This window comes from Algicella marina (assembly GCF_009931615.1).
GTDB lineage: Bacteria > Pseudomonadota > Alphaproteobacteria > Rhodobacterales > Rhodobacteraceae > Algicella > Algicella marina.
Window position 1 is genome coordinate 2,335,979 of the sequence record NZ_CP046620.1, and the last position, 24,743, is coordinate 2,360,721.

Annotated in this window: 23 protein-coding genes and 1 tRNA gene; 7 read left to right on the forward strand and 17 right to left on the reverse strand. The window is 60.2% G+C overall.

Annotated elements, in window-relative coordinates; all coding sequences use genetic code 11:
- Both hisD and GO499_RS11580 read left to right on the forward strand, forming a co-directional pair.
- Complete coding sequence (gene hisD / locus GO499_RS11575) at positions 1–1,305, forward strand: histidinol dehydrogenase (RefSeq protein WP_161862328.1); 1,305 nt, start codon at positions 1–3, stop codon at positions 1,303–1,305.
- 149 nt (positions 1,306–1,454) lie between these two features.
- On the forward strand, positions 1,455–2,378 hold the full coding sequence (locus GO499_RS11580) for an alcohol dehydrogenase catalytic domain-containing protein (RefSeq protein ID WP_284154702.1): 924 nt from the start codon (positions 1,455–1,457) through the stop codon (positions 2,376–2,378).
- A gap of 61 nt (positions 2,379–2,439) precedes the next feature.
- Here GO499_RS11580 and GO499_RS11585 read toward each other — a convergent pair.
- The 4 genes from GO499_RS11585 to tuf form a co-directional block, all read right to left on the reverse strand.
- A tRNA-Trp gene (locus GO499_RS11585) sits at positions 2,440–2,515 on the reverse strand.
- A 55-nt stretch (positions 2,516–2,570) separates the two neighbouring features.
- A complete protein-coding gene (gene yaaA / locus GO499_RS11590; protein WP_161862330.1) occupies positions 2,571–3,353 on the reverse strand; it encodes a peroxide stress protein YaaA in 783 nt (260 codons plus the stop codon).
- A gap of 80 nt (positions 3,354–3,433) precedes the next feature.
- Positions 3,434–4,732: a tetratricopeptide repeat protein gene (locus tag GO499_RS11595; protein ID WP_161862331.1), complete on the reverse strand. Its 1,299-nt coding sequence runs from the start codon at positions 4,730–4,732 to the stop codon at positions 3,434–3,436.
- Positions 4,733–4,941: 209 nt separating this feature from the next.
- The gene (tuf, locus tag GO499_RS11600; protein WP_161860369.1) at positions 4,942–6,117 is read right to left on the reverse strand and encodes an elongation factor Tu; all 1,176 of its coding nucleotides are present in this window, start codon (positions 6,115–6,117) and stop codon (positions 4,942–4,944) included.
- A 191-nt stretch (positions 6,118–6,308) separates the two neighbouring features.
- Between tuf and GO499_RS11605 the strand changes: the two genes are divergently transcribed.
- Positions 6,309–7,466, forward strand: coding sequence for a rhodanese-like domain-containing protein (locus GO499_RS11605; protein ID WP_161862332.1), 1,158 nt, complete (start codon positions 6,309–6,311; stop codon positions 7,464–7,466).
- 99 nt (positions 7,467–7,565) lie between these two features.
- A complete protein-coding gene (locus GO499_RS11610; RefSeq protein ID WP_161862333.1) occupies positions 7,566–8,786 on the forward strand; it encodes an MFS transporter in 1,221 nt (406 codons plus the stop codon).
- Positions 8,787–9,214: 428 nt separating this feature from the next.
- On the opposite strand, the gene GO499_RS11615 is transcribed toward GO499_RS11610, so the two are convergent.
- Complete coding sequence (locus GO499_RS11615; RefSeq protein ID WP_161862334.1) at positions 9,215–11,170, reverse strand: calcium-binding protein; 1,956 nt, start codon at positions 11,168–11,170, stop codon at positions 9,215–9,217.
- A 267-nt stretch (positions 11,171–11,437) separates the two neighbouring features.
- Here GO499_RS11615 and metG point away from each other — a divergent pair, with 267 nt between their 5' ends.
- From metG to GO499_RS11630, 3 genes are all read left to right on the forward strand, one after another.
- A complete protein-coding gene (metG, locus tag GO499_RS11620; protein WP_161862335.1) occupies positions 11,438–13,150 on the forward strand; it encodes a methionine--tRNA ligase in 1,713 nt (570 codons plus the stop codon).
- A gap of 96 nt (positions 13,151–13,246) precedes the next feature.
- On the forward strand, positions 13,247–13,807 hold the full coding sequence (locus GO499_RS11625) for a tetratricopeptide repeat protein (RefSeq protein WP_284154703.1): 561 nt from the start codon (positions 13,247–13,249) through the stop codon (positions 13,805–13,807).
- 94 nt (positions 13,808–13,901) lie between these two features.
- Entirely contained in the window at positions 13,902–14,063 is a 162-nt protein-coding gene (locus GO499_RS11630) for a hypothetical protein (RefSeq protein WP_161862336.1), read from the forward strand.
- 9 nt (positions 14,064–14,072) lie between these two features.
- Here GO499_RS11630 and GO499_RS11635 read toward each other — a convergent pair whose 3' ends face one another.
- The 12 genes from GO499_RS11635 to GO499_RS11690 form a co-directional block, all read right to left on the reverse strand.
- Positions 14,073–14,474 (reverse strand): DUF2177 family protein, encoded by a 402-nt coding sequence (locus tag GO499_RS11635; RefSeq protein ID WP_161863952.1) that lies wholly within the window; start codon positions 14,472–14,474, stop codon positions 14,073–14,075.
- 120 nt (positions 14,475–14,594) lie between these two features.
- Positions 14,595–15,581 carry a GGDEF domain-containing protein gene (locus GO499_RS11640; protein ID WP_161862337.1) on the reverse strand — a complete coding sequence of 329 codons (987 nt, stop codon included), beginning with the start codon at positions 15,579–15,581 and terminating at the stop codon, positions 14,595–14,597.
- Positions 15,582–15,790: 209 nt separating this feature from the next.
- Positions 15,791–16,717, reverse strand: coding sequence for an ornithine carbamoyltransferase (gene argF, locus GO499_RS11645; RefSeq protein ID WP_161862338.1), 927 nt, complete (start codon positions 16,715–16,717; stop codon positions 15,791–15,793).
- Positions 16,714–17,898: an aspartate aminotransferase family protein gene (locus GO499_RS11650; protein ID WP_161862339.1), complete on the reverse strand. Its 1,185-nt coding sequence runs from the start codon at positions 17,896–17,898 to the stop codon at positions 16,714–16,716. Before GO499_RS11650 ends, argF begins: the two co-directional genes overlap by 4 nt.
- A gap of 207 nt (positions 17,899–18,105) precedes the next feature.
- Positions 18,106–18,504 carry a DUF2237 family protein gene (locus GO499_RS11655; protein WP_161862340.1) on the reverse strand — a complete coding sequence of 133 codons (399 nt, stop codon included), beginning with the start codon at positions 18,502–18,504 and terminating at the stop codon, positions 18,106–18,108.
- Positions 18,491–19,546, reverse strand: coding sequence for a lipocalin-like domain-containing protein (locus GO499_RS11660; protein ID WP_161862341.1), 1,056 nt, complete (start codon positions 19,544–19,546; stop codon positions 18,491–18,493). Before GO499_RS11660 ends, GO499_RS11655 begins: the two co-directional genes overlap by 14 nt.
- Positions 19,536–21,962 carry an ABC transporter permease gene (locus GO499_RS11665; RefSeq protein ID WP_161862342.1) on the reverse strand — a complete coding sequence of 809 codons (2,427 nt, stop codon included), beginning with the start codon at positions 21,960–21,962 and terminating at the stop codon, positions 19,536–19,538. Before GO499_RS11665 ends, GO499_RS11660 begins: the two co-directional genes overlap by 11 nt.
- The gene (locus tag GO499_RS11670; RefSeq protein WP_161862343.1) at positions 21,959–22,603 is read right to left on the reverse strand and encodes an ABC transporter ATP-binding protein; all 645 of its coding nucleotides are present in this window, start codon (positions 22,601–22,603) and stop codon (positions 21,959–21,961) included. The genes GO499_RS11665 and GO499_RS11670 overlap by 4 nt, the downstream gene beginning before the upstream one ends.
- A 94-nt stretch (positions 22,604–22,697) precedes the next feature.
- Entirely contained in the window at positions 22,698–23,255 is a 558-nt protein-coding gene (locus tag GO499_RS11675) for a GNAT family N-acetyltransferase (RefSeq protein ID WP_161862344.1), read from the reverse strand.
- Complete coding sequence (locus GO499_RS11680) at positions 23,242–23,484, reverse strand: DUF8831 family protein (protein ID WP_161862345.1); 243 nt, start codon at positions 23,482–23,484, stop codon at positions 23,242–23,244. The genes GO499_RS11675 and GO499_RS11680 overlap by 14 nt, the downstream gene beginning before the upstream one ends.
- A gap of 6 nt (positions 23,485–23,490) precedes the next feature.
- Complete coding sequence (locus GO499_RS11685; protein WP_161862346.1) at positions 23,491–24,081, reverse strand: GcrA family cell cycle regulator; 591 nt, start codon at positions 24,079–24,081, stop codon at positions 23,491–23,493.
- A gap of 135 nt (positions 24,082–24,216) precedes the next feature.
- A complete protein-coding gene (locus GO499_RS11690) occupies positions 24,217–24,696 on the reverse strand; it encodes a GNAT family N-acetyltransferase (RefSeq protein WP_161862347.1) in 480 nt (159 codons plus the stop codon).
- Positions 24,697–24,743: the final 47 nt, after the last annotated feature.

Genomic DNA, 24,743 nt, shown 5'->3' on the forward strand with positions numbered 1-24,743 from the left:
ATGGCCGTAATCTATCTCAAGAAAGCAAAACGAACTGCCGCCACCGGCGAAGACCAGACGGCGGCAACGGTGAAAAAGATGCTGGCGGAAATCGAGACAGGTGGCGATACATCCGCCCTTTCCTACGCCGAAAGGCTGGATGGCTTCACCGGCAACCCGGTTGTATCCCGCGCGGACATCGACGCCGCCGCCGAAGAGATACCTGCACGGCTGAAGTCCGACATCCAGTATGCCTATGATCGCATCACCAGTTTCGCCCGCGCGCAACGCGCCTCAATTACCGAATTCGAGACTGAACTTTCACCCGGCATCTGGGCCGGCCAGAAGCTGATCCCGATGCAGTCTGTGGGCGCCTACATTCCCGGCGGTCGGTACGCCCATATCGCCTCCGCGATCATGAGCGTAGCCACGGCGAGGGAGGCCGGCGTAGGTCACATCACCGCCAGTTCAGCGCCCCGCGCAAATGGGCTGCCGCACCCGGCAATCCTCTACACTGCGCATCTCTCCGGTGCCGACACGATCCTCGCCCTAGGTGGCGTGCAGGCTGTCGCCTCCATGGCTTTCGGGCTCTTCGGGACGCCGTCAGCCAATATTCTCGTCGGCCCAGGCAATCGGTTCGTCGCCGAAGCCAAACGCCAGCTCTACGGCCGCACCGGCATTGATCTCTTCGCTGGCCCTACCGAAATCTGCATTATCGCCGATGCTTCTTCGGATCCGGCGATAGTCGCCGAAGATCTCGTCTCACAGGCCGAACACGGGCCCGACAGTCCGGCGTGGTTGATCACCACCAGCCGCGAACTCGGAACTGCAGTTGCCGCTCGCATGACGAGGCACATCTCCACGCTACCAGAACCGGCCAAATCGGCGGCCACTGCCGCTTGGGAAGACTACGGTGAAATCGCTCTCTGCGACACGGCCGAAGAGGCCGTAAGCGTTTCGGACTCCTACGCTCCGGAACATCTCGAACTGCACACGCAGCAGAACGGATGGTACACTGACAAACTGAAGAATTACGGCTCACTGTTCATCGGCGAGGAAACCACTGTCACCTACGGCGACAAATGCTCCGGCACCAACCACATCTTGCCGACCAAGGGTTCCGGCACCTACACCGGCGGCCTCTCTGTTCACAAGTTCCTCAAGATTGTCACCACCCAGCGGATGACGAGGGAGGCCAATCGCAGCCTCGGCCAGACAGCCGCCCGCATATCCCGCCTCGAAGGCATGGAGGCTCATGCGCGTGCTGCCGATATCCGACTCGCCAAGTATTTCCCCGAAGAAAGCTTCGACACACGTCCTATCTGACGTGTGGAGGTTCAACGACGGCAGCGCCTCAGCTGTCGCTCCTGTTATAGCCCGCAAGCCCAAGCATCCTAAGCCACGCCTAAGAGATCCCAGCGGAGGCAAATCGATTGAAGGCCCTGTTCTACACAGACACAAAACAGACTGAGATTATGGATACACCTGCACCCGCTCCCCGTTTCGGCTGGTCACGGATACGGGTGTCGCATAGCGGCATATGCGGCTCGGATATGCACGCATGGCACGGTCATGACGAACGCCGCGTTCCGCCGATGATCCTCGGGCACGAAGCAGCGGGCATCGCTGCCGATGGACCGCATGCGGGAAAGACAGTCACGATCAACCCTCTGATTTCCTGCAATACCTGTGCCGACTGCCAAGGCGGCCGTCCGCACGTTTGCGCCGACCGGGCACTTGTGGGCATGGCGTTCCCCGGAACCTTCGCCGAGGAAGTTCTGGTACCGGACACCAACATCTATCCCACGAAGCTCGCCCCCAAACAGGCCACCCTCACAGAACCGCTGGCATGTGCCTTGCATGCAGTGCAACTTGCCACGACCCGCATGCCTGGCGCCGCTTCCGCCATCGTTCTGGGCGGTGGCGCCATCGGTCTGCTCGCTGCCAGATGCTTTGCCCTGAAGGGTCTCGGTCGCATAGACATTGCCGAAACCAACCCCTTGCGTCGCTCACTCCTCGCAGACACAACCGGAGCCCGACCGTACGATCCGCTCAACCATACCCCGGCCCAAGCCGACATCGTCCTTGATGCTGTCGGCTCTGGCCGAACCCGGCACGCCGCCAGTGCGCTTGTCCGGCCCGGAGGCACCATTGTTCATATCGGCCTGCAAGATTGCGCCGGTGGCCTCGACACACGCCGGCTGACAATTCAGGAAATCACGTTTGTCGGCAGCTACTGCTACGCACCAAAGGATTTCCGCGCCGCATTGGCTTTATTGGAAGACGGCAATGTTTCAGGCGATGGATGGACGGAGTGCCGCCCACTGGATCAAGGCCAACAGGCGTTCACGGCCATCCACGATGCTAACGCCCCACCCAAGATCATCCTGACAATTTGAGTTCAGGCCCAAAACAACGTAAATCATCGGACGCAGGTGTCGCGGTTTCAGAAACTGGTCCTGGCAGGGGCAGGGGGACTCGAACCCACGACCCTCGGTTTTGGAGACCGATGCTCTACCAACTGAGCTATACCCCTAAGACCAAGTGAGGGCATAAGCCAAGGCGCAGCACCATTCAAGCGCAAACACACTTCAGGCCGCGATCCGTTCCCGGCGCAGGAAAACCGGCTGTAACTGGATACTTTGCTCCTTCTGGAAGGCATAGCCCTCCCAACAGAATCCGGAAAGCGCCTCGGGGTCTCGCACCCTATTCTCAACCACGTACCTCGCCATCGCCCCCCGTGCCCGCTTGGCAAAGAAGGAAATTACCTTCGCCGACCCGTTTTTCTCATCGAGGAACACAGGTGTTACGACCGCTGTGCGCATCTTCTCGGCCCGCGCCGCCCGGAAGTACTCTTGGCTTGCGCAGTTCAACACAAAGTTCGCGCCAGCCACCTCCGCTGCATCATCCAGCGCCACGGCCAGCCGCTCACCCCAATAATCATACAGGCTCTCCGCCCGCCCGACCTTGAGCCGTCGTCCCATTTCCAGCCGGTACGGTTGAATCGCGTCCAGCGGCCGCAGGATCCCGTAGAGTCCGGACAGAATGCGCAAATGATCCTGAGCATAGGTCACCGCTTCGCGCTCTAGGGTATTGAAGCCCAGCCCCGTGTAGGTATCACCGGCAAACGCCAGTGCCGCCTGTTTGGTAGTATTTCCGGCAGGCTCGGGCGAAAAGGTCTGGAACCGCGCATGGTTCAGGGCCGCAAGTTCGTCGGAGAGGGCCATCAGCGCCTTCAGCCTTGTCCGGCTCAATCTGGCTGCCGTCCTCGCGAGGAGGTTGGCATCCTCGGCGAACATCGGTTCGCTCGCGAGCAGATCCTTGGCCGCAGGAGAGAAATCTAGCGACTTCGCCGGGGAAATCACGCACAACATGCTGCGTCCATTCTTCTTCCATTCGTCAGTGAACGCAATATCTAGCGCATTCACCGAAATTGGCCAACCCCCCGGTTGCTTCAATATGCCCGCCGTACTCGCATAGCAGTATTGAACCGGCCAAGCGCCAGCAATTCGCCGACGAAACGCCGTACAAATCCTATCGGCAAGTCTCGGTTCATTGCGGCGTCGAATTGCACCAACGCCTCGTTCTCCCGTCCCAGCCGCAACTCGGCGACCGCATGATAATAGTATCCGTAGGGGCTGCCAGCATCGGCCCGCACTGCCGAAATCGCCGCCCGCAAAGCCTCCTCGTCATCCTCCAGTTCAAGAGCAAGGTAGGCTTTAAGCGACCAGTCTTCCGCCCCGACTCCCGGCAAACTGATAGCCTTGTCAATCTGATGCATCGCTGTTTCGGGACTGTCATAATCGCTAAGGTGATCGGCATACCAGTAATGCAGGAACCGGTCGCCCGCACCCGCGTCTATGCCTGCCTGAAACGTCCTGCTCGCTTGCGCCGTATAGCCGAGTGCGGATTCCGCAAAAGCCCTTTGAACGTAGCCATCCGATTCCCGTGGATCGAGTTCTATCGCTTCGTTGGCAGCACGGATTGCCTGTTGATTGCGGTCGAGCCTGCGCAACAGAAATGCCCGATGGCTGCGAAAATCTGCGTCTTTCGGGGCGAATTCGATTGTCCGATTCGCCGCCTCCAGCGCTGCCTCGTAATCCTCCGCCCGTTCATGGAAAGTCAGTACGCCGTAATGAGCAAAGGCGTCCTCGCTATCGAGAAACAGGGCCGCTTCGAACGCCTCTAGTGCATCCGCATCACGATCGAGGTCGAAAAAAATCCACCCCTTCTCGCGCAGACCCCAGCTATACTCTGGCTCCAGCAGCAATGCCGTCTCTATCCGCTGCAGCGCCTCTTCCGGCTGATTGAGGTGAATACGCAGAAGGTTGGCCAGCCCGCCATTGGCCGAGGCCGTCGGCCGGAGAGAGAGTGAGCGTCGAAACATCGCAACCGCCTCGTCATTGCGATCTATGTCCCAGTACATCCAGCCCAGCAGGTTCATTGCCTCGACATCGTTGGGTAACAGTCCAATTGCCGAAAGGAAGGCGGATGCCGCCGCAGCCGTGTCACCAAGACGTTCTTTGGCGCTACCGAGCTTTCGGTGGAAACCGGCCCGCGTTGCCGGCAATGCTCCTGATTCCGCCAGCGCTGCCTCACAGGCTGCCGCTATGCGTTCCGGCGTATCGCTGCTTTCAAGACAGATACGACCGTAGCTGTCTTCGGAAGACGTTATCAGCGGTCGCGCCGCGACGGACATGCCAATCCATGTGAAAGCGAGGCCCAGCGCGAAAATGCGAAGCGGCAAGAGCATGAAGCGATACGGCCTCCCAAAGATCCTGGCGTCCCGATGTCAGACTGACGCGCACTACAGGTTTGGTAAAGGCGATTACCCGACAAATTGGTTAACAATTGGGCCGATGCCGATCTCGAAGTCATATGCATAACAAAAAAGCGGTCTGGCTGACACCAGACCGCTTCCATGTTTGCAACGAGCGTGGCTTCGCCAGCCCGCCTTCACGATTACTCGTGGATTTTGGAGACGACGCCTGCGCCGACGGTGCGGCCGCCTTCGCGGATGGCGAAACGCAGTTTCTCTTCCATCGCGATCGGGGCGATCAGTTCAACGTCGAACTTCAGGTTGTCGCCCGGCATCACCATTTCCGTGCCTTCCGGCAGGTTCACGGTGCCCGTCACGTCCGTCGTCCGGAAGTAGAACTGCGGACGGTAGTTGGCGAAGAACGGCGTGTGACGCCCACCCTCTTCCTTCGTCAGGATGTAGGCTTCGGCCTCGAACTTCGTGTGCGGCTTCACCGAACCCGGCTTGCACAGCACCTGGCCACGCTCCACGCCATCACGCTCGATGCCGCGCAGCAGCGCGCCGACGTTGTCGCCCGCCTCGCCGCGATCCAAGAGCTTGCGGAACATCTCGACGCCCGTGCAGGTCGTCTTCTTGGTGTCGCGGATACCGACGATCTCGATCTCCTCACCGACGTTCAGCACACCGCGCTCGATGCGGCCCGTCACAACCGTGCCGCGGCCCGAGATCGAGAACACGTCCTCGATCGGCATCAGGAACGGCTGGTCCACCGGACGCGCAGGCGTCGGGATGTACTCGTCAACAGCCGCCATCAGCTCGGCGATCTTCTCCGAACCGATCGCGTCATCACGGCCTTCCAGAGCCGCCAGTGCGGAACCGGCGATGATCGGGATATCGTCGCCCGGGTAGTCGTAGGAGGACAGCAGTTCGCGGATCTCCATCTCGACGAGTTCCAGAAGCTCCTCGTCATCGACCTGGTCGACCTTGTTCATGAACACGACCATGTGCGGGATACCGACCTGGCGGCCCAGCAGGATGTGCTCGCGCGTCTGCGGCATCGGGCCGTCGGCCGCGTTCACGACCAGGATCGCGCCGTCCATCTGCGCAGCACCCGTGATCATGTTCTTCACGTAGTCGGCGTGGCCCGGGCAGTCGACATGCGCGTAGTGACGCGAATCCGTCTCGTACTCGACGTGCGCCGTGGAGATCGTGATCCCGCGCGCCTTCTCTTCCGGCGCGCCGTCGATCTCGTCATACGCCTTGAAGTCGCCGAACTGCTTCGTGATCGCAGCCGTCAGCGTCGTCTTGCCATGGTCAACGTGACCAATCGTGCCAATGTTCACGTGCGGCTTCGTACGCTCAAATTTTGCCTTTGCCATCAGGGGTATCCTATTCAGGGTTGCCAGACTTCGATTTTGCCGCGCTACTTAGGACCTCGGACACATAAACGCAAGCCTGAAAAGCTTTGAGGCAACGTGACGAAGGTCACCGCAGTCGGCCCCGATTTCTTGCTAAGCGATCGCGGCGACCTATGCTATTATTACAATAGTAATCGGGTCAGGAGTCATTGATGCGTCGATTTTTTCCAGCTTTCTTTCTTTCGATGTTTGCCGCACCGCTTGCTGCACAAGTCTGTCCGCCCGAGCATATCGTTGCTTCCGGTGATACGCTCAGCACTATAGCGGAGCGATACCTAGGCGACCCACTCGAATACCGGGCCATTCACGAAATCAATACCGCCGTAATTGGCCCGGACGCCGGACGAATAGAGATAGGCATGGTGCTGGTGTTGCCCTGCGCGGAGCCGGTACTCGCTACCGCATTCATCGCCGACGGACGCCGAGCCCTCCCACCGCTGCAAGAGGAACGCCGTGTTTCCACTGTCGAGAACTGGTCAGTGCTGATGGAACCCGAAATCGTTGCCGAATGGCAGGACAAGGGCGTGCAGATCGTCGACATTCGCTCCCCGAAGGCTCAAGCTGGGGGCGTCATACCCGGCTCGCTTTCACTTCCTTATTCACTCTGGCGCGGGGACAAGAAAAATCCCGGCAAGCCGCCGTCCGCTCAAGAACTGAGCCTCGTGATCGGTCAATCCGGATTGCGCCTCGATGAACCGATCATCATTGTCAACGCCAAGCGTGAGGCCTTCGACACCGGCCGTGCCGCTTACATCTACTGGCTCCTGAAATCGCTCGGAGCGACCGATCTCGCTCTCGTCAAGGGCGGTTTCGATGGCTGGAAGGAAGCGAATCTCGATGTCGTTGCCGAAACGGCGACCCTACCACCCTACAAGGCCGACCTGTTCATGGACCAAACCTGGTACGCGACCGGCAATGAGGTCAACGCCATCGCTTCCGGCACCGTCAAGGGAACGCTTCTCGATGCCAGGCCGGCAAAATTCTTCCGCAAGCTCTCTGATCTGGGCCTGCCGACCTCCACCACTCTTCCCGATGCGCAAAACAGTCCCGCAACGGCCCTGCACGTTAAAATCGGCACCGATACGACCCAGCAGCAGGATGGGATTAAGGTGCTGATGGATCTGAAGGAAAGTCGCGTGAACTGGGATAGTGAGACTGTCGTCAGCTTCTGCAACACCGGCGAACTCGGGGCGCTCAATTGGTTTTACGCATCGGAACTGTCTGGCATCGACAACGTCAAACTTTATCCTGAGAGCACCAAGGGCTGGGTGGCCAGTGGCCACCAACTCGTCCCTCCGTCAGACAGCTGATTTCCCTTCAGCGAAGCGCGGATGTCGCAAACAGCCCAGCAGTAGTTTCCCTGCATGTGCAGGATCGGGTAACTTCCGCCTGCCTGAAACCGCGATCCAATGCGCATACTTCTCTCCTTTTCCGCCCTCATGCTGTCCGTCGTGCTCCTGCAACTCAGTTCGGGGGCTATTGCGCCGCTTGATGCCCTCTCCGGTCTGCAGGAAGGCTTCACTACCACCGAAGTAGGTCTTCTCGGTTCCGCCCATTTCATCGGCTTCTTCGCCGGATGCTGGTGGGCACCGCGACTGATGGGGCGTGTCGGACACAACCGCGCCTTCGCTGCCTTTGCCGCCCTCGGGGCGATCGGTGCCTTGGCGCACCCGCTGCTGATCTCGCCTGTCGCGTGGTCGCTTATGCGGGTTATGACCGGGCTCTGCATCGCTGGTGCTTATACAATCGTCGAAGCCTGGCTTCAGGCCCGTCTCACCAATGCGTCACGCGGGCGCGTGCTTGGTGCCTACCGATTTTTCGATCTCTGTGCGTCAATGGTCGCCCAGTTGATGATCGGCTTTCTGGAGCCGGCGTCCTACGTCTCCTACAATCTTCTTGCCATCCTCTGCTGTGCTTGCCTGCTGCCGTTGATGCTCACAACGGCCCCGCCGCCAGTCATACCCGCAACGCCGCGTCTGCGTCCAATGATCGCCGTAAGGCTCTCACCTCTCGGGGCGGCAGGCGTCATTGTTGCGGGGATCTCCGGCCCTGCCTTCCGCATGGTTGGCCCTGTGTACGGTCAGGAAATGGGCCTCGGCGCCGACCAGATCGGCCTCTTCCTCGCCGCGGCGGTACTGGGCGGCGCACTCGCCCAATTTCCCGTTGGTTGGCTGGCAGACAAGTTCGACCGGCGCGTGATGCTCATCGGCATGTCAATTGCCGCTTGCATCGTGTGCATCGCACTGAGCAACTACTCGGGCACCAGCGCGCCTCTGATATTTGGCGGCAGCTTTGCCTTCGGGCTCACGTCGTTTCCGGTTTTCTCGATCTCTGCCGCTCACGCTTCCGACTTCGCCGAACCAGAAGAAATGGTCGAGCTTTCGGCTGCACTCATGTTCCTCTACGGAACCGGAGCCATCGTGTCACCCATAGTTGCTTCCGGTCTGATCGATCTGTTCGGGCCACCAGCAATGTTCCTGCTCATAACCGCGGGCCACGCAGCTCTAATCGCCTTTGGTCTTGTCCGTATGCAGAGCCGTTCCGCAAAGAAGCGCACGGCCTATCGCTACACTCCCCGAACCAGCTTCACCATCGGCCAGATCCTGCGCAGAAAACCTGCGGGCAAGTGACCGCACACAAGGCTTGGCGTTCGGCACCGTTTGGCAGGGATATCAACAGGAATCCGCCCGCATCCCACCGCCCCCAACAGAAAGCAATATTGGCGCCGCTCGGAATTTCGAAAAACCAGACCGCTCGGGGTTCCTGTAAGATACCATGCTACACTGCCCAGCCTGAGGTTCAAGGAGCCTCGCACGCGCAAAAAATCTCATCCGAGGACGTTTTCGTCCTCTTTCCAGCATAGCGAAAGGCGACAGGGCAGGCCTGATCATTGCGGCCTAGAGGCACCGGATCACGCCGCCTTCACGCGGCGAGATCCTGCTTGCTGTTTGGCGCCGGAAACATCAAGACAAGTAGTTGCGTCGACACCTCGTTCATCGGCGCACGAACTCAGCTTTTCTGTCAAACCTGTGCGCGATTGCGCACGGTCCTGCGAAACTTAGAAAATGAAGTCGCCGGCATCGAGTTGCGCCAGCGCCAGACCTTCTATCAACACACTGCCCTGTCCGCCGATTGCTCCGAAGTCGATCAGTACACCACCCACCGCAGATGAAGCGGCAGCGGAAACGGCCGCAAAATCAGTGGCAAAGTGGGACAAGTCGAGCAGGTCTGTACCGTTTTGCAAATCGGTGATCACATCGAAGCCTGCGCGGCGGAAGAAAAGGAACGTATCCGCACCGTTGCCCCCTGTCAGCGTGTCGTCGCCTACACCACCGGAAAGGATGTCGAGGCCGCCCCCGCCTTCCAGGACGTCATCACCGACCTGTCCACGCAGCGTGTCTCCACCACTGCCACCGAGCAAAGTGTCATTGCCGGCATTGCCATTGATAACGTCCGACCAGCCGCCGCCGTCGATAAAGTCATCACCGTCCCGACCGGCGATCGAATCTCGACCATTGCCGCCCTGCAAATCATCCGCGCGAATACCGCCAACTATGCGGTCATCACCATCGCCCCCGACAATCGAATTGGTGGCGCTCGCACTTCCATAAAGCCAACTGTCGCCGTCACCGCTATAAACGGTGCCACTCACGCTGCCTTCGCGTCCATCGTAGTGGCTGATGGCAAACATACGCACATTGCCGACCACTTCACCGATGTTGACGAAATCGCTTTCGCTGAAAATACTCTGGCCGCCAAAACGGATAGCATCGAAGGCGCCACCGGTGTCACCCGTCGCGATCAGGCCTGTGTTCACCACGGAGTGTAAGCCGGGAACAAGCCCGCCTCGGAAAAACACGCCCATCCCGGTCTCCGAAATAATCTCGCCGCTATTGACGACGGAATTGTCGACACCCGTGATGGTGACGGCATTATCGCTGGCGTAGATGTGACCGGAGTTGCCCACCGTGCCACCAAGGTTGCCTCGCAGGAAAACATTCCCCAAGATATCACCGGTGTTCTGCATGGCACCGGATACTCCATCAAGAAGAACATCGCCGGCAATTGCTCCGGAATTGTTCATATCAGCGACACCGGAGATGTAGATTGCCATATCCGATGCCGTGCTGATCGACCCGGTATTCACGAAATCGATGTTCGTCCCGGTCACCTCCACCGTGGTTTCCTCGCCGCTGATCAGACCATCGTTGACGATGCTTGAGTCGTCGCCTGTAAGCAGCAAACCGGCCCGTCCAACTAGATTGCCGCCATTATAGATGTCGGACTCATCGCCATTTACGGACATCGCAGCAGCTACACCGGCAAAGGTGAACTCCATCACAACATCACCGGTGTTACGCACGTCAATGTCGTCCCCACTCACCGAAATGCCCGTGGACCGGGCAACAATCGTTCCTGAATTGACCACGGATTCGACGTCGATCGCCGAAATTCCGGATCCGCCTGAGATGTGGCCGCTGTTGTTGACCGTCTCGATCAAGCCTCCCGTTATACTGCCGTTGACGAACAACCCTGCTCCCGTCGCTGCGATAGAACCGTCATTGGTTACATTCGCCCCCATGCCACGCACGAGGATACCTGTCCCTATGCCGGAAATCGTACCGGCGTTGATCACGGTCGGGTTGCTATAGGGCGACATGTGGTTGTCGATCCTGACGCCTGTGCCGTTGTGATATGCAATTGAACCATTGTTCACGAGATACATCGACGAACCACTGAGTTGCACGCCGGTGGCCCCTGAAACCGTCGCTCCCTCGGAGATGTTGATCCGCGTGTCAAAAGCGCTGCCACCCGCACCGGCAGTCACCGTGGCGATGCCGAGAAAATCACTAAAGATATCGCCGACCACATTAACCCGAACGTTATTGTAATCTCCGATGTCGAACGCCGTTCCCGAACCCGTTACTGTCGCAAACTGCTGCACGACATAGGTGTCCGAATTGGTGCTGACCGTGTAACCCGCGTTCGTTGAACCCGTAAGAATAACCGGCATGATAAATCCCCCACGATTAATGCCGCAAATGTACCGCCCGGCACGCAAATCGACATGGCCGGATGCTCTACTCGAAATTCAGGGCCCATAGTATTCCTGCCTGACTTTCGGCAGGCAATATTGCCCACCCGGACTTTCTACTTCGCCATACCCATCTTGAATGTAAGAATCCGCACAGCCCGTGGCAGTTGCGTGGCACGCTACTGCCTTGCCGCTCACCTCCCCACCCGATAGAAGCGGGACAACCCAATCCAAGGCACAAGTTTCATGTCCCGAATCCTCATCACATCGGCAATTCCCTACATCAACGGCATCAAGCACCTCGGCAATCTCGTCGGTTCGCAGCTACCTTCCGATGTCTACGCCCGCTTCTGTCGTGCGCAGGGCCACGAGGTCATGCACATCTGCGCCACCGATGAGCACGGCACTCCGGCGGAACTCGCCGCCGCCAAGGCCGGCAAGCCGGTAGCCGAATATTGCGCCGAGATGTGGAAGACACAGCGCGACCTTGCCGAGGGGTTCGGCTTGGCCTGGGATCACTTCGGTCGCTCCTCCAGCCAGCGCAACCACGAACTCACCCAGCACTTTGCCGGCCAGCTGGCCGAGGCTGGTCTTATCGAAGAAGTCTCCGAAAAGCAGGTCTACTCCCACGCCGACGGACGTTTCCTGCCGGATCGCTATATCGAGGGCACCTGCCCCAATTGCGGCTACGACAGCGCACGTGGCGATCAGTGCGAAAATTGCACGAAGCAACTTGACCCGACTGACCTGATCGAGCCCCGCTCCGCAATTTCTGGTTCCACCGATCTCGAGGTGCGTGAAACCAAACACCTCTATCTACGCCAGTCCGCCCTCGCAGGCGACCTGGAGGCGTGGATCGACAGCAAGAAGGACTGGCCGATCCTGACGACCTCCATCGCGAAGAAATGGCTGAAGGATGGAGACGGACTTCAGGATCGCGGCATCACACGCGATCTCGACTGGGGCATACCGGTGAAGAAAGGCACGGAGGACTGGCCTGGCATGGAAGGCAAGGTCTTCTACGTATGGTTTGACGCTCCCATCGAGTACATCGCAGCCACCGCCGAGTGGGCGGACGCGCATTCGGAGCCGGATTCCGCATGGCAGCGCTGGTGGCGGACGGACCTCGGCGCCGAAGATGTTCGCTACGTCCAGTTCATGGGCAAGGACAACGTCCCCTTCCACACACTCTCCTTCCCCGCCACGATCCTCGGATCAGGCGAGCCGTGGAAGCTCGTCGATTACATCAAGTCTTTCAACTACCTCAATTATCAGGGCGGCCAGTTCTCCACCTCCAAGGGACGAGGTGTCTTCATGGATCAGGCGCTGGAGATCCTGCCGGCTGACTATTGGCGCTGGTGGCTGCTGTCCAATGCCCCGGAGACCTCCGACGCCGAATTCACGTGGGAAAATTTCCAGACTGGTGTAAATAAGGATCTGGCGGATGTCCTTGGGAACTTCGCATCCCGTATCACTAAGTTCTGCCGCTCCAAATTTGGAGAGTCGGTTCCCGAGGGCGGCGAATACGGCGAAACCGAACTTGCGGTAATAGCTGAACTCGAAAAGCGTTTCACGGCTTACCAGAAACACATGGGCGCCATCGAGATTCGCAAGGCCGCAGCAGAACTGCGCGCCATCTGGGTAATCGGCAACGAGTACCTGCAGAGTTCCGCTCCGTGGGCCGTCTTCAAGGAGAACCCGGCGCAGGCCGCCGCCATAACCCGCTTCGCTCTCAACCTGGCCGCTCTTTACGCGACGATCTCAGAGCCGTTTATCCCCTTTGCCGCCGCCGACCTGCGCCGCTCACTGCGCAGCCGGTCCGAATGGCCCGCAAGCATGGAGGCCGCCCTTGGCGCACTGCCCGCCGGCCATGGCTTCGAAGTACCCGATAACCTGTTTACCAAGATCACCGATGATCAGCGTGAGGAGTGGGCAGCGCGCTTCGCCGGAGCCCGCTAAAGAGGAGCATCTTTCGCAAAAAGTTGCTGAAACTGACACAACTTCACCGTTTCGTGGGCCGGCGTCTCAAGCGTTGACAGGTGAAGGCACTGGGCCATGATCAACGCCATGAAATGGCTCTTCGCATTATTCGCACTACCCGCCACCGCCTTCGCGGAGTGCCCGCCCAATCCGGAGCAGGGTGATGCAACGGCCGAACAACTTACTCGGCTTATCGAGGCACCGAACGCTGAAGTTGCCAACGAGGCCGCGAATGCGCTGTGGCAACTCTGGTTCACGGCTCCGGATGCGAGGGCGCAGGATCTGCTTGATCGCGCAGTGGAGCGCCGCGATTCCTATGATTACGAAGCGGCGGAGAACCTGCTCGACGAACTCGTAAACTACTGTCCCGAATACCCCGAAGCCTACAATCAGAGAGCCTTCATCCGCTTCCTCCGAGACAAGTACGACGCGGCCCTATCGGATCTGGATCGCGTCATCGCTGCGCGACCCTATCACTTTGGCGCCCATTCCGGACGGGCGATGACGCTGATGCGGCAGGGCCGCATGACTTTGGCGCAGCAATCCCTGCGCCGCGCCGTCCGCATCCATCCCTTTCTGCGGGAGCGTTCAATGCTTCTGCCGGAGGCGGGAACACCGGCAGATGGAGACCTCTGAGAGCCGCTGTTAATCTGAGAGCCGCTGTTAACTTGCCGCTTGCACAACGTCCGTCCATACTTCTCCTATCCCGATCTGCCGGAAGGAGCATAAAATGGATATCCTCGTTCTCACCTGGTATGGTCTGATTTGCGGAATTCTCAGCATTCTGTCGCCGAACATCCGCCGAATGCCCTTCCGCTTTATCACCGGCGTCGCCGTAGGCGTGGTCAGCGCGTTGGTACTACCTTTGATTCTGGCACAGTTTTCCGCCTGACCTTAACGTTCAGCTTTCCCAACCAAGCCATGGCGCTACCAAGTACCCAACCACCGCTGTCAGTGCTGTCAGAAATGTGCCCCAGGCCACATCCGTCGCCACCATGCTCCACGACCATCCCTTGATCGTTGCCATATTGGTGGCCTCGTAGGTGCCATAGGCTAGGAAACCGAGCACCGCACCCTTCAGCGCAGCTTCTCCCAGCAGGCCCGCCCGCAAGGCCGGCACGGTTGCTAGGTACATGATGCCGGCGACATACAACGCATAGAACCCCAGCGCCGCTCCCATCTTGATCTCTTCACGCAGAAAAGCGCCAATATGTGTATTGAACAGCGGCGACATGACGGTGCGCAGCCAGACGGCATCAATGCCCAGAAAAGAGATCAGTGTAACAAGGTATATCCAGATCATGCTCACGGCTGGTCCTCCCAGCCAAAAGAAATAGGCCGTTTCCGGCAAAATCGAGCGAAAGATGCCCGCGTGGCCCGGGCAAATGAGCGCACCCGTCCGGCAGACGGCACGGTCGGCCGGTCATGCGATTCTCACTGTATCACCGCTTCCACTTTGCAACCGCGTCAGTCGCGCATCCGCACGCTCAAACAACTCACCATGCGTTTCGGTCTCATTCAGCATCACACCACTGAAAGAGGCGGTAAGCTGTCCAATCTTCTCACCGGTTTCCTGAGAGACCCAGTCTCGTTCCCGGAACGCCTTGCGGACCCGCTCGGCAATGGCAAAAGCCTCTCGGTCGTGGGTGTCTGGCAAGAGCACGGCAAACCGCGCCCCCTCGAACCGCGCAGCCACGCGGCTGCCCGTCAACTCCTTCTTCAATTCGTCGGCAAAGGTCACAACCACGTTGTCGCCAGCGGTCATTCCGTATGACTTCGTCACTTTCTCCAGTCCGTCGATGGCGGCCATCACCAGGCATACCCGCTGCTTTTTCTGCCGCGCCTCGAAAATCGCAGTCTGTATGTGGTCGTCCAGCATTCTCCGATTGGCGAGACCGGTCAGATAATCCGTGTTGGCATTGCGACGAGCCTCTATCAACTCGCTCTTCAGCTTCGCCACCTGTGCCCGGTTCTTCTCCAACTGCAGGCCCATCTTCTGGGCATTCACGATATGCTCCTGATTGGCCTTGTGAAGCGAGGCGATCACCGCTGAGACCTCCGCTTTCGACGTACCAAGAGAAAGCGATTGCTTCGCCGAGCGCAGCTTCCCCGAGAACATCGTGTGCGCCTTGATCTTTTCCTCGACCGCTTCTGAAACATCACCGATAGTTGCCGCCATCCGACTACCGATATCCACCATTTCGTCGCTCATCGCGCGCGGCGAAAGCTGTTCAAGATAGAGTGTGTTGAGCATATCGAGCGTAATCGGTCGGCCCGTGTTCATCGCCTTGTCGATCATCGTATTGATCACTTGGTTGTGGCGATTACAGTATGCAAACCACACGGCATAGGCGTTCGGGGTCAGTTCCGTCCCGTAGTGCTGCGCAAAGGCGATGGCCCGCGCAGACATTTCGCTCCCGCCAAGAAGAGCCTTTGCTCCATCAGCAGGCTTAACCCCGGAAACCTGTTTATTCATCCTCAAACCCTCGAAACTGCCCGCGGTCAGAAGTACCTTGCGCAAGTTTACGAAGTGTAAAATCACGGACGAAAACGTGAAAGATCGTGGTCAACTTAGGTGCCATCCGGCCGGGTTTGACACCGCCCGGATAGCGACCGTAATCACAGCCCCATGCACCAGCGCATGATCGCCTTCTGCGCGTGCAGCCGGTTTTCTGCCTCGTCGAAGATCACAGATTGTGGCCCATCCATGATTTCGGACGTAACTTCTTCCCCCCGGTGTGCGGGAAGACAGTGCATGAACAGCGCATCCTTGCGCGCCGCCGCCATCAGGGTCGCGTTCACCTGGTAGGGGCGCAACTGGTTGTGACGACGTTCACGGGCACTCTGCGGATCGTGCATCGACAACCACGTATCGGTGACGACCAAATCCGCACCGTCCACCGCGGTCATCGCATCACGCTCGATCTTCACGCTGCTGCCCTTTTCCCGCGCAAAGCCGACGGCATCCGCCGTCGGGTCCAGAGTCTCCGGACCAGTGAACGTGAAATCGAACCCGAACTGACCGGCCGCATGCAGGAAAGAGGCGCAGACGTTGTTGCCATCCCCTGTCCAGACAACCTTGCTCCCGCCGATTTTGCCCCGATGTTCCTCGTAGGTCATCACGTCGGCCATGATCTGGCACGGGTGGCTGGCATTGGTGAGGCCGTTGATGACCGGTACAGTGGCGTTCTCGGCCATCTCCAGCAGCGTGTTCTCTTCGAACGTACGGATCATGATCATGTCGACATAGCGCGAAAGTACCCGCGCCGTGTCGGCAATCGTCTCTCCATGACCAAGCTGCATCTCCGCTCCCGAGAGCAGCATGGTCTCCGCCCCCAACTGGCGTGCTCCCACATCAAAGGATACCCGCGTGCGTGTCGATGGCTTTTCAAAAACCAGCGCTACCATCTTGCCCGCCAGCGGCGCGTCCGCGTCCTTCTCGCCGGCGCCCATTCCTTCACGGGCTTCCTTGATCAGCTTCGCCGCATCGATCATGTTGCGCAGGTCGTCCGCATCCGTTTTGTGGATATCAAGGAAGTGGTTCATGTAACCACCTCCGCCTGCAGGCTCCGCGCCACTGTCTCCAAACGCGCCAGCGCCTCGTCCACCTCGGATTCGGAAATGTTCAGAGGCGGCAGCAACCGGACCACGTTGTCGGCTGCGGGCACGACGATAACCTTCGCATCGTACCCTGCTTTCACGACATCCGGAACCGGCTTGCGGCACATCAGTCCCAGCATCAGGCCGGAGCCCCGCACGCCCGCGAACACGTCCGGGAACTGTCCGGCAATGCCCTCCAAGCCCTGCCGGAACCGGCCGGAGAGGCGGGAGACGTTATCAAGAAACCCGTCTTCGGTCATGGTCTCAACCACGGCAATGCCAACAGCGCACGCCAGCGGGTTGCCCCCATAGGTGGAGCCATGAGTACCCAGCCCCATGCCATCGGCAGCTTTCTCCGTCGCGAGGCACGCACCCAGCGGGAAGCCACCACCGATACCCTTGGCCACGGCCATGATATCCGGCGTTATCCCGGCCCATTCGTGGGCGAACAGCTTGCCTGTCCGCCCCATACCGCATTGCACCTCGTCAAGGATCAGCAGTGCACCTGCCGCATCGCACAGTGCCCGCAGCCGCCGCAGGTCCGCTTCAGACATCGGGCGAATGCCTCCCTCACCCTGCACCGGTTCGACCATCACCGCCGCCGTGGCATCGCCTATGGTGGCTTCCACGGCATCCAGGTCACCCCATGCGACATGCCGGAAACCGGGCAGGGTCGGGCCAAACCCTTTCACCATCTTCTCCGAGCCGGCCGCCGCGATCCCGGCACTGGAGCGGCCATGAAAGGAGCCCTCGAAACAGATGATCTCAACCCGCTCCGGCTGGCCGTTATGGCTGAAGTGTTTGCGTGCCATCTTCACCGCGCACTCAACAGATTCCGTACCCGAATTGGTGAAGAAGACTGTATCCGCAAAGGTGTTATCGACCAGCAGGTCCGCCAGCTTCTGCTGGTTCGGTATCTGGTAGAGGTTGGAGGTGTGCCACAAACGTCGCGCCTGCGCTTCCAGTGCTGCCACGAGACGCGGGTTCGCATGTCCGAGAGCGTTCACGGCAATGCCGGCCCCCAGATCCAGAAAGCGTTCGCCGGTCTCGGTTATCAACCAGGGCCCTGAGCCTTCCACAAAGGAAAGCGGAGCCCGTGCATAGGTCGGCAGTACGGGCGTAATCACACCAAATCTCCTCCAGTTGCCGGATGAGTTCCGGCCAGAAAATCAAACCCCGGCGCTCATGCGCCGGGGAAAACCTCTCATGGCGCAAGGCTGCCGCCAAGTCAATTGGAGAGGGAAAGTCCCCTTACGCCGGTATCTCGAACCCGGTTTTATCGGAGCAGTGCGGAATGGCTACGCTGCAGACAATTTAGTGGGGAATGCCCAGCTCTACTTTGCATCACCCGCAGCATGAGCGCGCAGCACTTCCAGCGATACCATCCGCAAAGAGGCGGCGTGTGTCGCCTCCAGAACCACTTTCGGCGCCGCATCCGCTTCATAGGCTTCCACCCAGCGTGGCAGGCACAGGCACCATCTGTCTCCCGGCTTCAAGCCGTCAAAGCCGAACTCAGGACGTGGCGTGATCAGGTCGTTACCGCGCTGATAGCTGAACTCTAGGAACCGCATCGTCATCACCGCGCACACAGTGTGCTGACCGGCATCCGCCGGACCGGTGTTGCAGCAACCGTCCCGCCAAAACCCCGTCATGGGCGTGGTGGAACATTGCTCCAAGGGCTGGCCTAGAACGTTCAGCCCCGCCATCTGTCCGCTCACGTCACTCTGCGCCATAGCCAGTCATCTCCAGATAACCGAGCCCCGTATGGCTCCCCTCAACCGTCACCGGTCCCTCCCAATAGGGGAACACTGTCGTCATGAAAGCAAGCGGGTTCAACGCACCGACAGTGATATCCAGCTCCCGCTCCGGCCATTCCAGCCGCCACCGCGTCGGGATCGTTCGCCCTTCCACCTCGGTCTCGGCCACCACCGTGAATGCCATTTCACCGTTGGGAAGCAAGCTGGCGCTGCCGTCCGCTTCGATCCATGTTCCTGTCGTGTAAGTTCCGCCGCCACGCAATCGGTAGGCCATCAACTTGGTGCCGTCCCCGAAATGCAGGCTGAACCAGTCCCACCCGGTTTGATCTGATGCCAGAGGCTGGGAGGACCATTCTCTGTCCAGCCAGGCTGTGCCGCGCACTTGGCGCTGCTCTCCGTCCAGCACCACCGTCCCCTCCAGTGTGTAGTGCGGCTGGCTGTAGTAGTAGCTCGCCTGCCCGATTTCGGATTTGACGCTGTAACCGGCATCTCCCTGCAACACGAGTGGCCCTTCGGCCATCAGCGCCACGTCATATGCAAAGTCCGTGCCCGAAGCCCGCAGCCGCAGCAGATCCACTCCGCTACCCTTGCCCACCATTTCCCAATCGTCGATGAAGGCCCGGAAGGGCCCGGCCTCCACACCGGCTTGCCCAATGCCACCTCGCGCGAAAGTCTCGCTAACCCGGTGCATCGTCGCGGTCGTCACAGCCGCGTGGCCCATCCAGATCTGTCGGCTCGCCCAACCCTCGATGTCTTCGCCCGGACGCGTTGCCTGACGGAAAAGCGTCCACTGTAGGCCAAGCGGCGCACCTTCGGCGTCTTCCATGTTGGCGGTGATATACCACCACTCGATCCGGTAGTCGGGATGCGGCTGATGATCCTCCGGAAACGTCAACACCCGGCCGGGCACCACCTGGCCGTATTCCTCCGCCGCTTCGCTCAAACCGCCATATCCCTGCGCCAGCGCGGGTCCGGCCAGCAAGAGCGCTAAAATCGTGACGAGAATTTTAACGCTCATGGGAAAACAACCTCAGCAGATCCGCCGGCGACATTCTTGCCAACCGCGCTGCCGGGATGAAACTCGCCAACGCCGCCACGGCCAGCGCTAAGGCCATAAGTCGCGCCCACTGGCCAGGAAACGGATACACCGGCAGCATCCACCCAAAGGCCTTTACATTGATCACATGGGTCAGCACCCACGCCACCGTCAGTCCCAGCGGGATTGCAAGCACCGCCGTGAACAATGCCAGTGCCAAGGATCGAACCATTTCCAGCCCCGCCAGGCGTCGCCGCGTCATGCCCAGAGCCCAGACAGGCGCCAGATGCGGCAGCCGCAGAGTCGCCAGCGTCAACAGGCTGGTGAACAGCGCCAACCCGGCGACCGCCAGCGTCAACGCGTTCAGGGCCACAGTGACGGCAAAGGTCGTTTCAAAGATACGTCGTGAAACAGCCTTAAGGGCCGCCTGATCGACAAGTTGCGCCTCCGATAGCGCGAATTTCTCCACCAGCGCCGCCTTCAGCGCCGGCACTTCCGTGGCAGTCACCCGCACGCCGAACCGGCGGTACTCCACATCCTGCCAACGTGCCAGCAGTGCAGGCATTGCCACCATCATCTGCCCGGTCGGGTTGCCATAATCCGGATATACACCGGCCACCTCCAGTGCCCAGTCGTCCCGTGGCGTCGGCAGGACCAATGTGGCCCCCGGTACCAGAGAAAACCGCCGCGCCATTTGTTCGCTGATCAGCACGGCATCGCCTTCTGCCACCCGTGCCCATGGGCGCGCCACCGCCGCCAGCATTGGCCAGTTGTCGCGATAGGTTTCATGATCTCGAAACCCGTAGACGAATACCGGAAAGCCCTCGTATCGCGTCTCCACATTGCGGATCGGCAAAATCGCCTCAACCTCCGGCTCCGCCTCCAGTGCCGCCACAAGAGCTTCGCCCTGTTCGTCGCTCTCTGCATAGACGTAGAGTTCCGACGCTAGCCGCTTGTCCAGGTACCCGAGGAAAGTTTGCCTGAACCCGTCCACCATCGTGCCCACCCCGATGTTGACCGACAACGCCAGCAAAAGCGCCATTAACGCCAGCGACAGTCCACCGAGTTGTGCCCGAGTGTCGGCCCAGAACCATTGCGCCTCCGCCGAAACCGCCATCTTCCCGAACCACGCAATCACCAACGACAGCAAGCTTGGAAGCAATAGCGCCGCTGTCATCAGCACTGCCCCCATCAGCACGAACCCGGCCAGAAGGCTGCCGCCTAAGCCCGCCGCCAGCGCCACTAACGCCAACACCGCCGCCATCCCCCTCTGTACCCGCTGTTGCCGTTTTTCGGCTCCGTGCCAAGCCTCTGCGCCCGCAGGCGCAAGTATCGGTAAATGGGCCGCCTTCCACAGGCTGGAGGCGGCCGCCACCCCAGCCCCACCGAGGCTGATCGCCATTCCGGCCAGCCACCAGAGCGGCGACAGTGACAGGGAGCCTGCCACCTGCGCGCCGTAAAGCCCTTGTAGGCTCGCCGCCACGTCCGGCAACAGTGTGGCCGCGATCACATAGCCCATCGCCGTCCCCGCAAACCCCGCCACTAGCGCCAATGCTCCAAGTTCCACCACCAGCGCTGCCAGCAATCGCCCACGGCTCACACCCAGTGCCCGCAACGTGCGAAACAACGGCCGCCGTTGTTCGAACGCCAGACCAATCGTGGCATGAACAATGAAGTGACCAACCACGAACGACAGCAATCCGAACGCTGTCAGGTTCATATGAAAACTTTCGGTCAGGCTCGCCAGTTCTGGCACGTCACGTGGCAGTGTCTCCACCAGTCGTGTCGCCGTTATCTCGGATAGCGGCAATCGCGACGGTTTCTGCTCAGGCATCACAATCAGCCGCGAAATCTCGCCCTCGCGTCGGAGCACCCCCTGAACAAAACCGATATCGCCGACGAGCGTGCCTTCCGGCAGTGACTCAACCGATCGAAGCGATGGGAGGTCCGCGCCACTCAGGGCCGCCACTGTCGTCGGTCCTCCGAAAATCCGGTAGGGCGGAGCCAGAAATGCCACCAGATCGGCGCCTTCCTCCAAATCGTCCGTCCCCAGCGTGCCTGGCGGCAGGGTAAGGGGGTCAATCCCGATGAGCCGATAATCTCGACCGTCGAAACTGAATTCTCCTTCCAGTACCGGCGAGACCCGCCACCCGGCACGCCGCAAGGCCACATAATCCACTTGCGGCAACGCTGCGCCGCCCGCAACCGCGATGCTTGCGAACCGATCCGCACCAAGCAGCGCAGACGCCCGCGCGTAACTCGCTCTCGCCTCGGCGTTCAGAGCCTGTACACCGGACCACAGCGCCGTCGCGGTCGCCAACCCCAGCAACAGCGCCAGCGCCTGCCAGGGCCGCCGTTTCCAGTGCCCCAACAGGGCGGCCAAAACCCACCGTGTCATTCGGACAACCGCCCGGCGCGCAAACTGACAATCCGGCTCAGTCGCGGCGCAAGGCGCGTGCTGTGGGTCACCATCAGCAACGTCGATCCGGTTTCTTCCACCAGTTCCTGCATCGCCGCCAAAACGGCATCGCCAGTCGCCTCATCCAGATTGCCGGTCGGTTCGTCCGCCAGCAGCAGCTTCGGCCGCGCTGCCAGCGCCCGCGCGACCGCAATTCGTTGTGCCTGGCCGCCAGACACCTGCTCCGGATAGCGACTCAGCATCTCTGTCAAACCCAGTCGTTCAGCTAGCGCTGCGCACCAGTCGGCGTCATACCTCCCTGCCAACCTTGCCTGAAAGGCGATATTCGCGGCTATATCGAGGCTTGGTATCAGGTTGAACTGCTGGAAGATCAGCGCAACGTCCTGCCGTCGGTATTCAGCTCGCGCCCGCTCGCCCATACCGGTGATCTCGATGTGATTCACCTGTATGAGACCGGCGTCAGGCGCATCCAGCGCGGCGATCAGGTGCAGCAACGTGCTCTTGCCGGAACCGCTCTCACCCACCAGCGCCACCGTCTCGCCTGCCGCGACCGACAGCGAAACACCATCAAGCACTTTGACCGTCCCGTAGCGCTTGGTGATGTTGACAAGATCAAGCATGTCCGCTCCCGTTTCACCGCTTCTGCACGATAGGTCGCGCGTTCGGCAACTCAAGCGCGGCGGTGTCGCAGCAGCGAACCGTCGGTCACCCCGATCACGGATCCGGCGAACGCAGCGCCGCGCGGAATTGCGCTTCCGTCACACGATACTCGACGTTCTCGGCCTCTTCGGTTCGGCCGGCGGAACCGGCCGTGCCCCGTCCGATCTCCTCATACCCCAGCTTCCGCAATACCCTGCCAGAACCGGGATTGTCGGCGAAATGGTCTGCGAACAGTTCCGCCAATTCAAAACGCCGAAAACAGAAATCGAGGAAAGCCCGCATGGCTTCCGTCGCCATCCCTTGGCCCCAGTACGCCGGATCGAGAAAGTAGGCCACTGTCGGCGGCTCCCCGCCCATACCGACAATCCCCACCAGTTCTCCGCCGCGCAAGCAAATGCCGAGCCGGAATCCTAGTCGTCCACGCCACTGTGATTGTTCCACCCAAGCCCGCGCATCTTCCGCTGGCCAGGGCGACGGCACGCTGGTCATCATCCGCGCCACCTCCGGCCTGCCACCAATGCGACAGAGGGAAGTTACATCGTGACGTGTAAGGGGGCGTATCTCCAGCCGCTCCGTCAGCAGTGGCAATCTCAGTGCGTCAGTCGACGGCACTGCCATCGCGCCGATAGGTTCCCTCGGGCAGGTTCAGTGCCGTTCGCAGATCGTTGAACTGGCTCAGCGACAAGGTGATGACCCGTTCTTCCTCGGTATCGTCGTCGACCTGCATGATCGTGACCTGATCATCAAACAGGGTCACAACCACATCCTCGCGCAGCGGCGCCTTCCCCTCATCGATCAGAGTGATGACGCTTGCGTCGAAGTCATGTTCATTGGTGAACATCGCTCGTCAGCGGCTCGCTGTCTTGCGATCCCGCCTGGAGGACATTGGCTGAAACGCCACACCCACATGCGTCTCGCAATAAGGTTTGCCGGGCTTGCAGGGATGACCACAGAACCAGAACTCTTCGGTCGCCGGATCTCCGATCGGCCATTTGCAGGTCCGTTCGGTCAGTTGCATCAACGACAACTTGCGGGCCTTCTTCTCCAATTCCAGCAGGTTGGCCCGTGTTTCTTCCGAAATCTCGGAATTCGACGGCTGGGGCGGCAAGGGCTGGCCGGCGACGATCAGCGGCTTGTTCGGGCGCTGAGTCTGCTGTGGCGCGGGCTTCGTTGCCGCCTCCGCAGCCGGTTCCGCAGCCTTCGCCGGGGCCTCCTTGGCCGCCGGCCGCGGCTTGGCCTCCGCCACAGCGGCGGCGGGCTTTTCTTCCTTCGTTGCCGTCTTTGCTGGTGCGGACCGGTTGGAAAGCCCAAGTCGGTGCACTTTGCCGATCACCGCATTGCGCGTTACGCCGCCAAGTTCTTTGGCGATCTGGCTCGCGGATTTACCTTCCGACCACATGGTTTTCAGGGTTTCGACACGCTCATCAGTCCAGGACATGGGGCCTCTCAGGGGATATTGGCAATTTCCGGCAACGGCCACTAGGTATAATCCCTGCCCCGCCCGGGAACAAGGGGCAGGTGCCAGACCTCGGCAATCAGGCCGGTATGCCGCCCCCATCCATGACAGCACACTTCAAATCGTTTCCAGCCTGAACTTCAGGAACGGCACACCCTTGTAATTCACCTGCCCTATCGGCCGCGCCCCCAGCCGTTCAAGCCCGCGAATGCGAGACCGGGACGGAGGCAAGAGAAATGTGACAAACGGGATGCGGGCATCGGCCCGCGCGAGATCAAGCGCCTTGCAGGCAATTCGTGGTCCCAGTCCGAACCACTCCGGCCGCAGCACGAGGCCGAAATCCCACTCATCTCCTTCTTTCTGAAATCCGCCCCAGCCCACATACTCCTCGTCCGCAAAGAACGCCCAATGCCCAAGCCCGTCGGCATCCCAGCAAGCCTCCTTTGCCTCCACGAAAGCCGCCACCCGCGCAGCATCCCATTGGAATGTCATCAACGGCATGTGTTCGGCCATCCGCGGATCGGACATGTGCACAAGAATGTCCGCCTGCGACACTTGCCCCAGACGGCCAAAGCTCAGACGTCCTTCTTCTGGCATCGTTTCACTCCGGTCCGGTCGCTCCATCCGCGCATCGACACCCGATA

Coding starts and splice junctions, on each gene's coding strand:
- GO499_RS11655 (WP_161862340.1), bottom strand. CDS start 18,504: ATGGCGCAGAGTGACGTGAGCGGACAGATGGCGGGGCTGAACGTTCTA.
- tuf (WP_161860369.1), bottom strand. CDS start 6,117: ATGGCAAAGGCAAAATTTGAGCGTACGAAGCCGCACGTGAACATTGGC.
- GO499_RS11660 (WP_161862341.1), bottom strand. CDS start 19,546: ATGAGCGTTAAAATTCTCGTCACGATTTTAGCGCTCTTGCTGGCCGGA.
- GO499_RS11625 (WP_284154703.1), top strand. CDS start 13,247: ATGATCAACGCCATGAAATGGCTCTTCGCATTATTCGCACTACCCGCC.
- GO499_RS11665 (WP_161862342.1), bottom strand. CDS start 21,962: ATGACACGGTGGGTTTTGGCCGCCCTGTTGGGGCACTGGAAACGGCGG.
- GO499_RS11690 (WP_161862347.1), bottom strand. CDS start 24,696: ATGCCAGAAGAAGGACGTCTGAGCTTTGGCCGTCTGGGGCAAGTGTCG.
- GO499_RS11610 (WP_161862333.1), top strand. CDS start 7,566: ATGCGCATACTTCTCTCCTTTTCCGCCCTCATGCTGTCCGTCGTGCTC.
- yaaA (WP_161862330.1), bottom strand. CDS start 3,353: ATGTTGTGCGTGATTTCCCCGGCGAAGTCGCTAGATTTCTCTCCTGCG.
- argF (WP_161862338.1), bottom strand. CDS start 16,717: ATGAACCACTTCCTTGATATCCACAAAACGGATGCGGACGACCTGCGC.
- GO499_RS11640 (WP_161862337.1), bottom strand. CDS start 15,581: ATGTCTGCGCGGGCCATCGCCTTTGCGCAGCACTACGGGACGGAACTG.
- GO499_RS11670 (WP_161862343.1), bottom strand. CDS start 22,603: ATGCTTGATCTTGTCAACATCACCAAGCGCTACGGGACGGTCAAAGTG.
- GO499_RS11680 (WP_161862345.1), bottom strand. CDS start 23,484: ATGTTCACCAATGAACATGACTTCGACGCAAGCGTCATCACTCTGATC.
- hisD (WP_161862328.1), top strand. CDS start 1: ATGGCCGTAATCTATCTCAAGAAAGCAAAACGAACTGCCGCCACCGGC.
- GO499_RS11685 (WP_161862346.1), bottom strand. CDS start 24,081: ATGTCCTGGACTGATGAGCGTGTCGAAACCCTGAAAACCATGTGGTCG.
- GO499_RS11605 (WP_161862332.1), top strand. CDS start 6,309: ATGCGTCGATTTTTTCCAGCTTTCTTTCTTTCGATGTTTGCCGCACCG.
- GO499_RS11615 (WP_161862334.1), bottom strand. CDS start 11,170: ATGCCGGTTATTCTTACGGGTTCAACGAACGCGGGTTACACGGTCAGC.
- GO499_RS11630 (WP_161862336.1), top strand. CDS start 13,902: ATGGATATCCTCGTTCTCACCTGGTATGGTCTGATTTGCGGAATTCTC.
- GO499_RS11635 (WP_161863952.1), bottom strand. CDS start 14,474: ATGATCTGGATATACCTTGTTACACTGATCTCTTTTCTGGGCATTGAT.
- GO499_RS11595 (WP_161862331.1), bottom strand. CDS start 4,732: ATGCTCTTGCCGCTTCGCATTTTCGCGCTGGGCCTCGCTTTCACATGG.
- metG (WP_161862335.1), top strand. CDS start 11,438: ATGTCCCGAATCCTCATCACATCGGCAATTCCCTACATCAACGGCATC.
- GO499_RS11580 (WP_284154702.1), top strand. CDS start 1,455: ATGGATACACCTGCACCCGCTCCCCGTTTCGGCTGGTCACGGATACGG.